Source organism: Bradyrhizobium sp. T-12, from assembly GCF_058314695.1.
In genome coordinates this window covers 989207-1001133 of record NZ_CM177756.1, presented here as the reverse complement: position 1 = coordinate 1001133, position 11927 = coordinate 989207, and the positions used below count along the sequence as shown (strand labels likewise).

The 11927-nt window shown below is 64.1% G+C and carries 12 protein-coding genes and 1 pseudogene; 3 read left to right on the top strand and 10 right to left on the bottom strand.

Features of this window, described 5'->3' with window-relative positions; all coding sequences use genetic code 11:
* Positions 1-46 precede the first annotated feature (46 nt).
* Positions 47-1861 carry a long-chain-acyl-CoA synthetase gene (locus AC0WRY_RS04785; protein WP_194405898.1) on the bottom strand — a complete coding sequence of 605 codons (1815 nt, stop codon included), beginning with the start codon at positions 1859-1861 and terminating at the stop codon, positions 47-49.
* Positions 1862-2089: 228 nt separating this feature from the next.
* On the opposite strand from AC0WRY_RS04785, the pseudogene AC0WRY_RS04780 reads away from it, so the two are divergent.
* Positions 2090-3100, top strand: a pseudogene (locus AC0WRY_RS04780) (Bug family tripartite tricarboxylate transporter substrate binding protein).
* 17 nt (positions 3101-3117) lie between these two features.
* Here AC0WRY_RS04780 and AC0WRY_RS04775 read toward each other — a convergent pair.
* From AC0WRY_RS04775 to AC0WRY_RS04745, 7 genes are all read right to left on the bottom strand, one after another.
* A complete protein-coding gene (locus AC0WRY_RS04775) occupies positions 3118-3606 on the bottom strand; it encodes a hypothetical protein (protein WP_194405897.1) in 489 nt (162 codons plus the stop codon).
* Between the two features lie 144 nt (positions 3607-3750).
* Positions 3751-4023 (bottom strand): DUF3551 domain-containing protein, encoded by a 273-nt coding sequence (locus AC0WRY_RS04770; protein ID WP_194405896.1) that lies wholly within the window; start codon positions 4021-4023, stop codon positions 3751-3753.
* A gap of 32 nt (positions 4024-4055) precedes the next feature.
* Positions 4056-4334: a DUF3551 domain-containing protein gene (locus tag AC0WRY_RS04765; protein ID WP_194405895.1), complete on the bottom strand. Its 279-nt coding sequence runs from the start codon at positions 4332-4334 to the stop codon at positions 4056-4058.
* A gap of 128 nt (positions 4335-4462) precedes the next feature.
* Positions 4463-6340, bottom strand: coding sequence for a molecular chaperone HtpG (gene htpG / locus AC0WRY_RS04760; RefSeq protein ID WP_491122731.1), 1878 nt, complete (start codon positions 6338-6340; stop codon positions 4463-4465).
* Positions 6341-6462: 122 nt separating this feature from the next.
* Positions 6463-6915, bottom strand: coding sequence for a hypothetical protein (locus AC0WRY_RS04755; RefSeq protein WP_194405893.1), 453 nt, complete (start codon positions 6913-6915; stop codon positions 6463-6465).
* A gap of 264 nt (positions 6916-7179) precedes the next feature.
* Positions 7180-7788 carry a nuclear transport factor 2 family protein gene (locus AC0WRY_RS04750; RefSeq protein ID WP_491122730.1) on the bottom strand — a complete coding sequence of 203 codons (609 nt, stop codon included), beginning with the start codon at positions 7786-7788 and terminating at the stop codon, positions 7180-7182.
* 136 nt (positions 7789-7924) lie between these two features.
* Positions 7925-8731: a response regulator gene (locus AC0WRY_RS04745; RefSeq protein WP_026201627.1), complete on the bottom strand. Its 807-nt coding sequence runs from the start codon at positions 8729-8731 to the stop codon at positions 7925-7927.
* A 207-nt stretch (positions 8732-8938) separates the two neighbouring features.
* On the opposite strand from AC0WRY_RS04745, the gene AC0WRY_RS04740 reads away from it, so the two are divergent.
* Both AC0WRY_RS04740 and AC0WRY_RS04735 read left to right on the top strand, forming a co-directional pair.
* Positions 8939-9172 carry a NepR family anti-sigma factor gene (locus AC0WRY_RS04740; protein WP_164937475.1) on the top strand — a complete coding sequence of 78 codons (234 nt, stop codon included), beginning with the start codon at positions 8939-8941 and terminating at the stop codon, positions 9170-9172.
* Entirely contained in the window at positions 9172-9720 is a 549-nt protein-coding gene (locus AC0WRY_RS04735) for a sigma-70 family RNA polymerase sigma factor (protein ID WP_011090521.1), read from the top strand. Before AC0WRY_RS04740 ends, AC0WRY_RS04735 begins: the two co-directional genes overlap by 1 nt.
* Positions 9721-9809: 89 nt before the next feature.
* Here AC0WRY_RS04735 and AC0WRY_RS04730 read toward each other — a convergent pair whose 3' ends face one another.
* Positions 9810-10511 carry a nitroreductase gene (locus tag AC0WRY_RS04730; protein WP_211418653.1) on the bottom strand — a complete coding sequence of 234 codons (702 nt, stop codon included), beginning with the start codon at positions 10509-10511 and terminating at the stop codon, positions 9810-9812.
* A gap of 69 nt (positions 10512-10580) precedes the next feature.
* Positions 10581-11825 (bottom strand): acyl-CoA dehydrogenase, encoded by a 1245-nt coding sequence (locus tag AC0WRY_RS04725; protein ID WP_194405890.1) that lies wholly within the window; start codon positions 11823-11825, stop codon positions 10581-10583.
* Positions 11826-11927 lie beyond the last annotated feature (102 nt).

Here is an 11927-nt window from a genome sequence, read left to right as displayed (position 1 = left end):
TGGACAATTCAGATAAAATTGGACCTATCTGCGGATTTTGCCGGGTTTACAGCCTGATGGAGCCGTCCAGGATTCGTGCATAAGCCTCGCCGTCCAACGGGACGTAGGCTCCGGATCTCGGGTCGACCATGAACAGCGGATCGGAGATCGCAGCGGGATCGAAGCCTTCCCGCGACAGGTCGCCCTTCTTCTGCTTGAACGTCTCGGTCGCATCGAGCTCGCGCGAAATGCGGATGAAGACGGGATGTGCATAGGCCGGCAGGCGCTGCGCGAGATGCGCGGGCAATGCCGCAATGTCAAAACCCTCGTTGACGACGATCGCGCTCATGCCGGCACGGCCGTCGGCACCTGGGATGCCGACACCATAGGTGGTGGCGTCGACCACTCCGGTGAAATCGCGCATCGCGTCGTTCACCTCGGAGGTCGCGACGTTCTCGCCCTTCCAGCGGAACGTGTCGCCGATACGATCGACGAAATGGAAGAACCCCTTGTCGTCGATCCGCATCAGATCGCCGGTGCGAAACCAGGCATCGCCTTTGGCAAAGACATTTCGAAGGATCTTCTTCTCGGTTTCGCCAGCATCGGTATAGCCCTCGAAGCGGCCGCCGCCTTCATCGGCAGTGCCGATGCGGCCGATGGCTTCGCCGGCCTCGCCACGGGCGCAGGCGAGGCAAAATCCCTCGTCGTTGCGCAGCGGCAAGCCGCTATCAGGATCGAGCTTGACGAGATTGGCCGGGAAGCGATGTGCGAGCAGCGGCGGGATGCGCCCAATCGCGCCCGGCTGTCCCTCGACGTTGAACAGCGAGAAATTGCCTTCCGTCGCCGCATAGAATTCGAGGATGCGGGGGATGGCGAAACGATCCTGGAAGTCTTCCCAGATGTCGCCGCGCAGGCCGTTGCCGCAGACGAGGCGGAGACGATGGCGGTTCTCGTATTCCGACGGCGCAGCCTTCAGCAGGTAGCGGCAGAGTTCGCCGATATATTGAAACAGCGTGCAGTCGTGCCGGACGATGTCGGACCAGAAATGAGAGGCCGAGAATTTCTCGGCGATCGCCACCGAGCCGCCGGCCGCGAGCATGCTGCAGGGCGCGACGATGCCGCCGACCGAATGGAACAAGGGCAGGCAATCATAGAGCCGGTCCTGCGGTCCCGCGCCGGTGAGACCGGCGAACCAAAAGCCCCAATTGAGGATACGGCGGTGGCTGATGCTGGCGGCCTTCGGCAGGCCCGTGGTGCCGGAAGTGTAGATCAGCAGCGCACGGTCGTTGATGGTGACCTCGCCATGCTCCTCCGGCGAAAGGGGAGCATCGTCCAGCGCCGCCAGCGCGACATCGATGGCTCGCTCGCTGCGGGCATCGCCATGCGTCCAGACCTTGGCCTGCGTTTTCAGATGCGGCGCTGCGCCCTCCAGCATCTCCGTCAGCCGATGCGCCACGATGATATGCGAAGGCTTGGCGACGTCGATGCAATGCGCGAGCGAGAGCCCGACCAGCCTGGTGTTGAGGAGCGCGACCACACCGCCGACCCGACTGATGCCGAGCCATGCGGCGACGTAGTCGATGCCGTTCGGCATGATCAGCGCGACGGTCTCACCCTTGGTCACGCCGGCCGAGCGCGCCCATCGCGCGTAGCGGTTGATGCGCTTCGACAGGCCTGCATAGTCGAGACTTGCGTCATCCATCAGCAGCGCGACGCGGTCGGGCTGGCGCTGCGCCCAATCGTCGACGACGTCGGCGAACAAACGGCCTGGCAGAGTCTCGATCCGCGCGGTGAGCTCGATGGCCTTCAACCAGATCTTTGAAGCCGACGGCGCGCGCGCGACTTTCGGCTGCTCGATGACACCGGTGGTCATATTGTTCACTCTTCGGGCCGTCCGCTGATGTCCGGCAATCTAACCCGCGCGCTTTGCCCAGGTGTTAAGGGACAAGGTAAAACTCCGTTAGTGCGCGATTAACTCTAGTGATCCTTTACCAAGCCCATGGGATCGGCGTGCGCCGCAGCGCAATTCTTGCGATAGCAATTCCAATTGTCAGGCGCGCTGCGCGTGCCCCCCGCCCCGCAGGCGGGACGAGGTGAAGCGGAGACCGCCATGATCACCAGACGACATTTCATTCAGACCGCGGCCTGCGCCGCGGCTGCGCTCGCCGCGCCGCGCGCTTTTGCACTCGGCAATCCCTCCTATCCCTCGCACAGCGTGAAATGGGTGGTGCCTTATGCCCCGGGTGGCGCAACCGACCTGCTGTCGCGACTGCTCTGCCAGCGGCTGTCCGATCGGTTCGGCCAGACCTTCGTCGTCGAGAACAAGCCGGGCGCCGGCAGCAATATCGGGACGCAGGCGGTCATCACCTCCGCCCCCGACGGCTACACGCTGCTGCTGACCTCGACCGCCAATGCGATCAATGCCTCGTTCGATCCGGCGCTGCCCTATGATTTCGCCAAGGGCATCGCGCCGGTCGCCGGCGTCGCACGAATTCCGCTGGTTCTGGTCGTTAACAACGACCTGCCGGTGAAAACCGTCGCCGACTTCATCGCCTACGCCAAGGCCAATCCCGGCAAGATATCGGTTGCCTCCTCGGGCATCGGCACCTCGCTGCACCTCTCGGGCGAATTGTTCAAGTCGATGGCCGGCGTTGAGTTCACCCACGTCCCCTATCGTGGATCGGCACCGGGCTTGACCGACGTGATGAGCGGGCAGATCCAGGGCATGTTCGACAACGTCACCTCGTCCTTCGAGCTGGTGCGCGCCGGCAAGCTGCGCGCGCTCGGCGTCACCACGCGCTAGCGCTCGGAGATCCTGCCCGACATTCCCGCGATCGCCGACACGCTGCCCGGCTTTGAGACGAGCTCGTTCTACGGCGTCGGCGCCCCGCGCGACACGCCGCGCGAGATCGTCGACCTGCTCAATCGCGAGATCGACGCTGCGTTGTCCGATCCCGGTATCAAGGCCCGCATCGCCGAACTCAGCGCCATCCCGCTCCACGGCAACGCCAGTGAATTCGGCGGCATGCTGACGGCCGAAACCGACCGCTGGCGCAAGGTGGTGGAGTTGTCGGGGATCAGGAGGAGTAGCCGTTCCCCGAGCACCGACCAACTGCGATAGCCGAGTTTCGCGCCGCCTCAATCCGCCGTGAATTCGAGATCGAACCGGATCGGATTGATGGGCTTCGTGACGAACTGGACCGTCTTACCGTTCAGCCCGGCAAATGGACCGGATGCGAACTTGACGAGTCCCTTGCCCGAGGATGCGACCCCGACGGGCTTGCCGTCCTTCATCACGGCCTGGGCGGAACCTTCGGTGAGCTGCGTGATGAGGCGTCCGCCGGGAATGCGGTGGACCCCGCTACCGATCAGCATCGTTGCCTTGGGACCGTCCCACTCGACGACATTCGACGCGGAATAAACTGCGCCTTTGAAGATTCCCTCGACGCCGACGCAGACATAGTCCTGCGCCACCAGATTGTGATCGGCCCGGTCGCCAATCGGCTCCTGGGTGAAGAAGCCGGCTATGCTGCATTCGTAGCGCGCGAGCACGTCCGCGCGGGCCGGCTGGAAGGCGATCATGACAAGGGTCGAGCCGATGAGCGCCTTGAGGGTGCACCAGTTCATGGAAATCTCCTCGCTTCATGCGCCCGATCCGACAGGGCCGGCATGATGCCGGACTCCTGACGTCGGGCTACGCGATGAGGATGCCCAGAAACGCATTGCGCGCGTTGACTTGGCGCAACGTTGCAGGCGACGAGAGCGGGGAGGCTAGCGGCCGCGCGGCTTGCGGGAAAGATGTGATGCCGGCGCCTCGACCGGATAATACGGATTGAGATCGCAGATCGCGGAGCGGCCGAAAGCGGTGGCGCGGCACTGTGGAATTGAGGTGAAGGAGCAATCGTACCATTCCCCACCTCCTCCGTTCGCACCTGAATAGACGTGCATGCAAACGGGGTAACGCGGATCAAAGGTCTGCGCGTGAGACGGCGCGGCCGTGAGCAGCGCGCCGGCGGTCATGATCAAGCCGAACGAGAGACGCATGAACGATATTCCTGGACGCTGCATCGGGATTGTTACTGGACCTTCTTGTGGCGCTTGCGCGGCGGCGGCTGGTCAAAGGCATAATAGGGGTTGAGGTCGCAGCTGGCCGAGCGGCCCGAGGCGGTCGCACGGCACTGCGGAAGCGAGGTGAAGGAGCAGTCGAAATAGTCGCCGCCGCCACCGCCGAAGCCGCCGCCGGGCGTGTAGACGTGCATGCACACGGGATAGCGCGGATCATAGGTCTGGGCACTGGCATCGGCCGCGACGAACAGCGCGGCAATCGCAGTGAGCGTCAAGATCGACAGGCGCATGGACTTAATCCTCGAATCGACGGCGTCGGCGGGTCTGATGCCGACGGCCTGCTATGGCATAACACGAGGCCGGCGGCGACTGTTCCTAGGCACAGATGACGGCAAGGTGAGCGCTGGCACCTGCGGTGCTATGCGCCGAGCCCTTGCAACACCAGCCGGTTCAGCCGCGCGGCAAACGCCGCTGGGTCTTCCGGCAATTCTCCGTCGAGGATCTGCGCCTGTTCGAGCAGGAGCAGGCTGAGATCGTCGACCACATTCGAGCCGGCTTGCGCCTTGGTGAGCGCGGTCACCAGCGGATGGCGCAGATTGATCTCGAGGATCGGCTTGGTGCGCATGCCCCGGTTTTGCTGCGACAGGATGCGCTCGAGCTCGCGGCTCGGGCCTTGGCTGTCGGCGACGAGGCAGGAGGCCGAGCTGGTGAGGCGCGTCGAGGCCTTGACGTCGCCGACGCGCTCGCCGAGCGAGGCCTTGATCACGGCGATGGTGGCGGCCTCGTCCGCGGCCGGCTCTTCCTTCTTCGCCTCGTCCGCCTCGTCGACGCGCGGGATCAGGTCGAGATTGAGATCGCCCTGGCTTAGCGACTTCAGCGGCTTGCCTTCGAACTCCGACGGCATCGAGGTCCAGAAGGCGTCGACGGGATCGGACAGCAGCAGCACCTCGATGCCGCGCGCGGTTGCCGCCTCGAGCCGAGGATTGGACTTCAGCCGCTCGATGCTGTCGCCGACGAGATAGTAGATCTCGGTCTGGTTCGGCTTGAAATCGGCGATGACCTGCTTCAGCGACCGCTTCTCGCCCGACGTCGTGGTGAAGCGGGACAGCGCCAGCAGCTTTTCGCGCCGTTCGAAATCCTCGTAAATGCCCTCCTTGAGCACCGCGCCGAACGCGTCCCAGATCTTGGCAAAATTGTCCGGATCCTTCTCGGCGAGGCTTTCGAGCTCGGACACGACGCGGGTCGCCACCGCCTTGCGGATCTGCGCGAGCTGCGGATTGTTCTGGAGCATCTCCCGGGAGATGTTGAGCGGGAGATCCTCGCTGTCGACGACGCCGCGGATGAAGCGCAGATAGCCCGGCAGCAGATCGGCATCATCGGTGATGAAGACCCGGCGGACGTAAAGCTTCACCCGGCCCTTGCGGTTCGGCTCGAACAGGTCGAACGGCTTGGTCGAGGGCGCAAACAGCAGCACAGCGTAGGAGTAGCGGCCTTCGGCACGGTAATGCAGCGTCATCGCGGGATCGTCGAAGGCGGACGCTATCTGCTGATAGGCCTTCTTGTAGTCCTCCGCCGTCAGCTCGGATTTCGAGCGCTGCCACAGCGCGCTCGCCGAATTGATCTGGCGCGGATCGCCTTCTTCCGGCACGAGTTCGATGGGAAACAGGATGTTGTCGGAATAGGCGTGGACGATGCGCTCGATCTCGTAGGCCTCGAGATATTTCTTGGCGTCATCCTTCAGGTGCAGGACGATCTCGGTACCGCGGGTCACGCGTGCCGCCTCTTCCTCACTGGCACGGGCGATCTCGAAGCCGGAGCCGCCGGAGGACGTCCAGGTCCAGACGTCACTCTCGCCGGCGCGCCGGCTGACCACGACGATCTTCTCGGCGACCATGAAGGCGGAATAGAAGCCGACGCCGAACTGGCCGATCAGGCCGAGCCCGTCCTTGGCCTCCTTCAGCTTCGACACGAACGCCTTGGTGCCGGAGCGGGCGATGGTGCCGAGATGATCGATCAGCTCCTGCCGCTCCATGCCGATGCCATTGTCGGCGATCGTGAGCGTCGCGCCTTGCTTGTTGGGAATGATGCGGATCTTGAGCGCGTCGCCCTCGCCCAGCAGCGCCGGGCTGGCAATTGCCTCGTAGCGCAGCTTGTCGCAGGCGTCGGAGGCGTTGGAGACGAGCTCGCGCAGGAAGATATCGGTCTCGGAATAGACGGAGTGCACCATGAGGTGCAGAAGCTCGGAAACCTCGGCCTGGAAGGGCTGCGTATGCACAGCCGTATCGGACGTCGTCATGCGTTTACCCGGTCAAATGAAAGGGAAGAAACCCGGGATATAACGCGAGGCGACAGGGGATCAAGTGGACACGGAGAATCGCCCTGCCGGCGGAAGGGCGATCTGTCCGATGGCGCGGCGGATCAGGTTACACAGCGACCGGGCTGAAGCAGCTTTGCGACCTCGGTCAGCGAGCTGACCATTGGCTCGCAGGCGATCGTCGGCCTGCTGCGCACCTTCTTCTGGTTCTGCAGCAGCGTCGGCGGCTTGGCGTTGCCGGTCTCGATCACCGCGGGGACCCGCAGCAGCACCGAGGTGTCGGCGAGATCGTTCAGCCGCATCGAGACGGTCCGGGTGGGAACCGCGGCCGGCTTGAGCTCGGCGAGGCGGTCGGCCTTGCCGGCGCGATTGACGTTATGGCTTGGGACGTTTTGACCTGAGACGTTTTGGCTCGGGGCGTATTTCGAGCCCAGGGTGGGCACATCGGCGACCGCCTGCCAGCGGTCGGCCAGATCATGGCCGGAGGCCAGTTGCGCCGCGCAAAGGGTTGCGGCAACCGCGACGGCGCCCAAAAATACCTTATGAATCTGTGACATGACTGTCTGTCCCTCGCCCCATGGCGATCGCGGGAACAACGCGAATAAAGGATCGGGGGTTCTCAGTGATTGCGATCACTTAACCGTGTGCGGAAAATGCAGCAGGGTGCGCAAAATATTTCGCAAGGCCTGGAACGACTCCCGCGGACAGGAGTCGTCTCTGCAGCCGGCTATTCCCCCCTGCCCCATAAGCCGGCGACGTAGGGCGCGACTGTGGTGATGCCAGTCGCGCCTTACTTTTGTCTGGGGTTCACTTGGGTCACGTTATTTGCCCGCCAGCCAGTCCCGCCCCTCGCCATAGAGCTTCTCGACCTCGGGCCCGGTCAGGCCCGGCATGTCGCGCTTGACCTTGTAGCCGATCAGCTCCTGCATGTAGGCGAGGTGGCGATAGCCTTCGGGCAGCGCGGCGAGCGCCGTCTGGTCGAGACGAAGGGATGCTGCGGGGTCGACCGGGTCGATGCGGTCCTTTTCATAAATCGGCTGGCGGCGCACGATCCCCCATTTCCCAACTCCTGATGGGTCCTGCCGCTTCTCCAGGAAATCGTAGAACCGCCCTGTGCAGACGACGTCGCACAGCACGTCATGCACAAGAGCGCGCTGCGAAATCGTCATCTTGGTCTGGGCGATGGCCCGCTCGCCGGCAAGGTCGATGCTGGTGCCGCCGAGGAAATGCAGGATGCGCACACCCTTGGCGAACCCCTCCTGGCTGACGCGCATGAAATCCCGCGCCGGTCCCTGAAACCAGGTGGCGGACATCCAGCCCTCCTCGTGCCAGACCGTGGCAAACCGCTCCCAGTCCCCGGCATCGCGCCAGACCGCCCAGTTCTCGACGAGATCGCGGATGGCGAGACGATCGAGCAGTTGCTGGTCCATGGCATGTCTCCGACGAGGATCATGCAAGTGGTATGAGCGGCGCAGCCGATGCGCGTCAAGCGCTGCAGACGGCACGAAAAAGTCCGGCGTGCCTTGCGGCACGCCGGACTAAATCATTCCACGAACGGCGCTTGCCTTACGCCGCCGGCGCCTTCGGCGTGCGGTTGCGCGAGTTGCGCTGGAAGAACAGCGCCTGGCTCGCCACCGCCGACACCATCGCGGGCTGGAACGGTTTCGAGATCAGGAACGCCGGCTCGGGGCGCTCGCCGGTGAGGAAGCGCTCCGGGTAGGCGGTGATGAACACCACCGGCACCTCGAACGTGCGCAGCAGCTCGTTGACGGCGTCCAGGCCCGAGGAGCCGTCGGCGAGCTGGATGTCGGCGAGGATCAGGCCGGGCCGCTTGTTCTTGGCCAGTGCGACCGCATCGGCATGGGTGCGCGCGACGCCGACGACGTTGTGGCCGAGATTCTTCACCAGGCTCTCGAGGTCCATGGCGATGAAGGTCTCGTCCTCGATGATCAGCACGTCGGTCGCGATCTCGGCCGCCATCTCACGGCCCGCAGCGTCTGCAAGCCGCCGGGTCTCGGCGACGTCGGTGCCGAGGATGTAGCCGACTTCTTCCTCCGAGAATCCCTCCAGCGAGAGCAGCAGGAAGGCCTGCCGCGGCAGGGGCGTGATGTTCGACAGCCGCCGCTCCGGCGGCATTGGCAGGGTCGTCACCTCCGAATCGTCGTTGACGGAGACCGAATTCCAGATCTGGGTGAATAGGCGGAACAGCCCGGCGCGCGGCCCATGGCTCTCGTCGAGTACCGACGGGTCCCCCAGCATGGCTTCCAACATGGCGGCGACATAGGCGTCACCGGAGGCCTGGCTGCCCGTCAGGGCGCGCGCATACCGGCGCAACAACGGCAAGTGTTCAGCAACGAGCTGTGAACGGGACATCCCCACTCCATTCATCTTCGGGCCATCCTGGCAACGCGGGGGGCCCGGTTCCCCTGCTGGGCTGTTTACGCCTCAGCCCAACAAAAGTTCCGCTGGAGGCGGAACTTTTTCTCGAACCTGGAATTGAGCCTATCCAGGGAACGGCTCCCGGTTGAGAAAACTTCTCGATTTTACAGTCACTTAACTCGGGGAAACGTGGAACAGGTCATGAAAGATCTCAAGTCACAAGCAACCAGAAGCACGACCCCCGGCAAGGGAGGGCTCACTCCGGAGATTCAATCCCGGATCGGGCATCAGCTGCGCGCCATGTATGATGACGTGGTGCGGCAGGGGGTTCCGGATCGGTTCGCGGAACTGATCAAGAAGCTTGATGCCCAGGGAGCGGCACCCCAAGTGGAAAATGACGGGGGATCTAACGACAACAACAATGGGAGGGATTAATGCCTCTCACGGACTCCCTGCGTAACGACATCCTGGCGGCCGTACCCAGTCTGCGTGCGTTCGCCATTTCGCTCAGCGGCAATGCGGACCGCGCCGATGATCTGGTGCAGGAGACGCTGCTCCGCGCGCTTGCCAACATCGACTCGTTCCAGCCCGGCTCCAACCTGCCGGCGTGGCTGTTCACGATCCTGCGCAACCTGTTCCGCTCGGACTATCGCAAGCGGCGGCGCGAGGTCGAGGACGCCGAAGGCAACTACGCCAAGACGCTGAAGACACAGCCGTCGCAGAACGCGCATCTCGAGTTCGAGGAGTTTCGCACGGCGCTCGAGAAGCTTCCGCAGGACCAGCGTGAGGCGTTGATCCTGGTCGGCGCCTCCGGCTTCTCCTACGAGGACGCGGCTTCGATCTGCGGCTGCGCCGTCGGCACCATCAAGAGCCGCGTGAACCGTGCGCGCTCGAAGCTCGCCGCGCTGCTCTATGTGGACGGCGCCGAGGATTTTGGCCCGGACGAGACCGTACGGGCCGTGATCGGCGGCAGCGGCGGCTGACGGCCGGCGTCAATCGGGCTCAAATGAAGATGAAGGCGGCCGTTCCCACGGCCGCCTTCGCGCGTCTGCAGGACGGATGACGCTGCCGATCACTCGTCCACGAAGGTCACGGTCTCGGCCACGCTCGCCCGCGAGGTGCGGTAGCTGTTGACCTTGTGCGCGTGGTCGGCATAGCCGAACGAGATGCCGCAGACGACGCGGCGGTCGTCGGGCAGATCGAAGTGGCGGCGGATCAGGCCGGAATGCCGCGCCAGCGCTGCCTGCGGAATCGTGCCGAGCCCGAGCGCCTGCGCGGCCAGCATGAAATTGGAGACATAGGCGCCGCAATCGATCGCACCGTAGATGCCGAGCGGCTCGTTGGTGTGGATGATGGCGACATGCGGCGCGCCGAAGAAATTGTAGTTCTCCAGCGCCTGCTTGGCGTATGCGCTTTTGTCGCCACGGGCGATGCCGAGCGTATTGTAGAGCTGGAAACCGCTTTCGCGGCGGCGGTCGAGATAGACGCCGACATACTCGCGCGGCGGCGTGAAATCATAGTCGTCGCCGAGGCCGCCTGAGGCTTCCTGGTAGATCGCCTTGCGGAAGCGCTCCTTGGCTTCGCCGCTGGCGATGATGACCTGCCAGGGCTGGCTGTTGCACCAGGACGCAGTGCGCTGTGCCGTCGTCAGCACATGCTCGATGGTCGCGCGATCGACCGGCTTGGGGAGGAAGGCGCGGACGGAATAGCGCTCGTTGAGCAGCTCTTCGAGCACGCCGATGCGGTTTTGGGTCTGGCTCACTTTTGCGTCCATGGATCTACTCGCTATTGGCCTCGCAGGGGTGCGTTAGCCCGAAGGCGTAACCACCCCGCAAAATGGCAATCACCGCCCCTTGGTCGGGATCTTGTTGTACGGCACGTCCTTGTCGACGCGGATGTCGCCGGGCAGGCCCAGCACGCGCTCGGCGATGATGTTGCGCAGGATCTCGTCGGTGCCGCCGGCGATGCGCATCGAGGGCGAGGACAGCAGCATCTGCTGGAACTGGCCCTGCACGGTCTCCTCGTCGTTGCCGGTGAGCACGCCGGCCGCGCCCTGCAGGTCCATGGCGTAGGTCGCGATGTCCTGCAGCATCATGCCCGAGACCAGCTTGCCGATCGAGTTCTCCGGACCCGGACGCTCGCCCTTCGACAGTGCCGAGATGGTGCGGTAGCTGGTGAATTTCAGTCCGTTCGACTTCGCCGCCCAGCTCGCCAGCCTCGAGCGCACGGCGGGATCGTCGATGGCGAGCCCGTCCTCCAGCATCAGCGTTGAGCAGAACTCGAACATTTCAGGGACGCCGGTGGCGAGCCGCGCGCCGATCGACATGCGCTCGTTCATCAAGGTGGTCAGCGAGACGCTCCAGCCCTCGCCGACGGCCCCCAGCCGCTGGCTGTCGGGAATGACCACGTCAGTAAAATAGACCTCGTTGAACTCCTGCATGCCGTTGGCCTGCTTGATAGGCCGCACCTCGACGCCCGGGCTCTTCATGTCCAGGAAGAACATGGTGAGGCCTTTGTGCTTGGGCACGTTCGGGTCGGTGCGCGCGATCAAAAGACCATAGTCGGAATAATGCGCGCCAGAGGTCCAGATCTTCTGGCCGTTGACGACCCAATTGTCGCCCTTCTTCTCGGCACGGGTGCGCAAGCCGGCAACGTCCGAACCGGCGGACGGTTCGGAGAACAGCTGGCACCAGATCTCCTCGCCCGAGGCGAGTTTCGGCAGATACCTGCGCTTCGCATCCTCGCTGCCGAAGGCCATCACGGTCGGACCGCACATGCCCTCGCCGATCTGGAACGGCTGCGTCAGCTTGCCATAGACGCCCTCCTCCTGCTGCCAGATCACCTTCTCGATCGGCGACGCGCCGCGCCCGCCATATTCCTTCGGCCAGTGCAGGCACGCCCAGCCGGCATCAGCCTTCTTCTTCTGCCAGGCCTTGCCGACATCGACGATGTCGTGGCTGGCAAGGCGGATGCGGCCAAGCGAGGATTTTGACAGCTCGGCATGCAGCTCCCTAGGCGCATTGGCGTCGATCCATTTGCGCGCGGTCTCGCGGAATGCGGCTTCCTGCGGGGTGTCGTCGAAATTCATCTTCGAACTCTCCTTTCTCGTGCCCCGGACGCTGCGCAGCGCGAAGCGGTGCGCTGCAGAGCCGGGGCCCATTTTGGCTTTCTGGGTCCCGGCTCTGCGGAG

Excerpts from the sequence above, each read along its gene's own strand:
- AC0WRY_RS04750 (WP_491122730.1), bottom strand. The coding sequence starts at position 7,788 with ATGGACCAGCAACTGCTCGATCGTCTCGCCATCCGCGATCTCGTCGAG.
- AC0WRY_RS04765 (WP_194405895.1), bottom strand. The coding sequence starts at position 4,334 with ATGCGCCTGTCGATCTTGACGCTCACTGCGATTGCCGCGCTGTTCGTC.
- AC0WRY_RS04775 (WP_194405897.1), bottom strand. The coding sequence starts at position 3,606 with ATGAACTGGTGCACCCTCAAGGCGCTCATCGGCTCGACCCTTGTCATG.
- AC0WRY_RS04755 (WP_194405893.1), bottom strand. The coding sequence starts at position 6,915 with ATGTCACAGATTCATAAGGTATTTTTGGGCGCCGTCGCGGTTGCCGCA.
- AC0WRY_RS04740 (WP_164937475.1), top strand. The coding sequence starts at position 8,939 with ATGAAAGATCTCAAGTCACAAGCAACCAGAAGCACGACCCCCGGCAAG.
- htpG (WP_491122731.1), bottom strand. The coding sequence starts at position 6,340 with ATGACGACGTCCGATACGGCTGTGCATACGCAGCCCTTCCAGGCCGAG.
- AC0WRY_RS04735 (WP_011090521.1), top strand. The coding sequence starts at position 9,172 with ATGCCTCTCACGGACTCCCTGCGTAACGACATCCTGGCGGCCGTACCC.
- AC0WRY_RS04770 (WP_194405896.1), bottom strand. The coding sequence starts at position 4,023 with ATGCGTCTCTCGTTCGGCTTGATCATGACCGCCGGCGCGCTGCTCACG.
- AC0WRY_RS04730 (WP_211418653.1), bottom strand. The coding sequence starts at position 10,511 with ATGGACGCAAAAGTGAGCCAGACCCAAAACCGCATCGGCGTGCTCGAA.
- AC0WRY_RS04745 (WP_026201627.1), bottom strand. The coding sequence starts at position 8,731 with ATGTCCCGTTCACAGCTCGTTGCTGAACACTTGCCGTTGTTGCGCCGG.
- AC0WRY_RS04725 (WP_194405890.1), bottom strand. The coding sequence starts at position 11,825 with ATGAATTTCGACGACACCCCGCAGGAAGCCGCATTCCGCGAGACCGCG.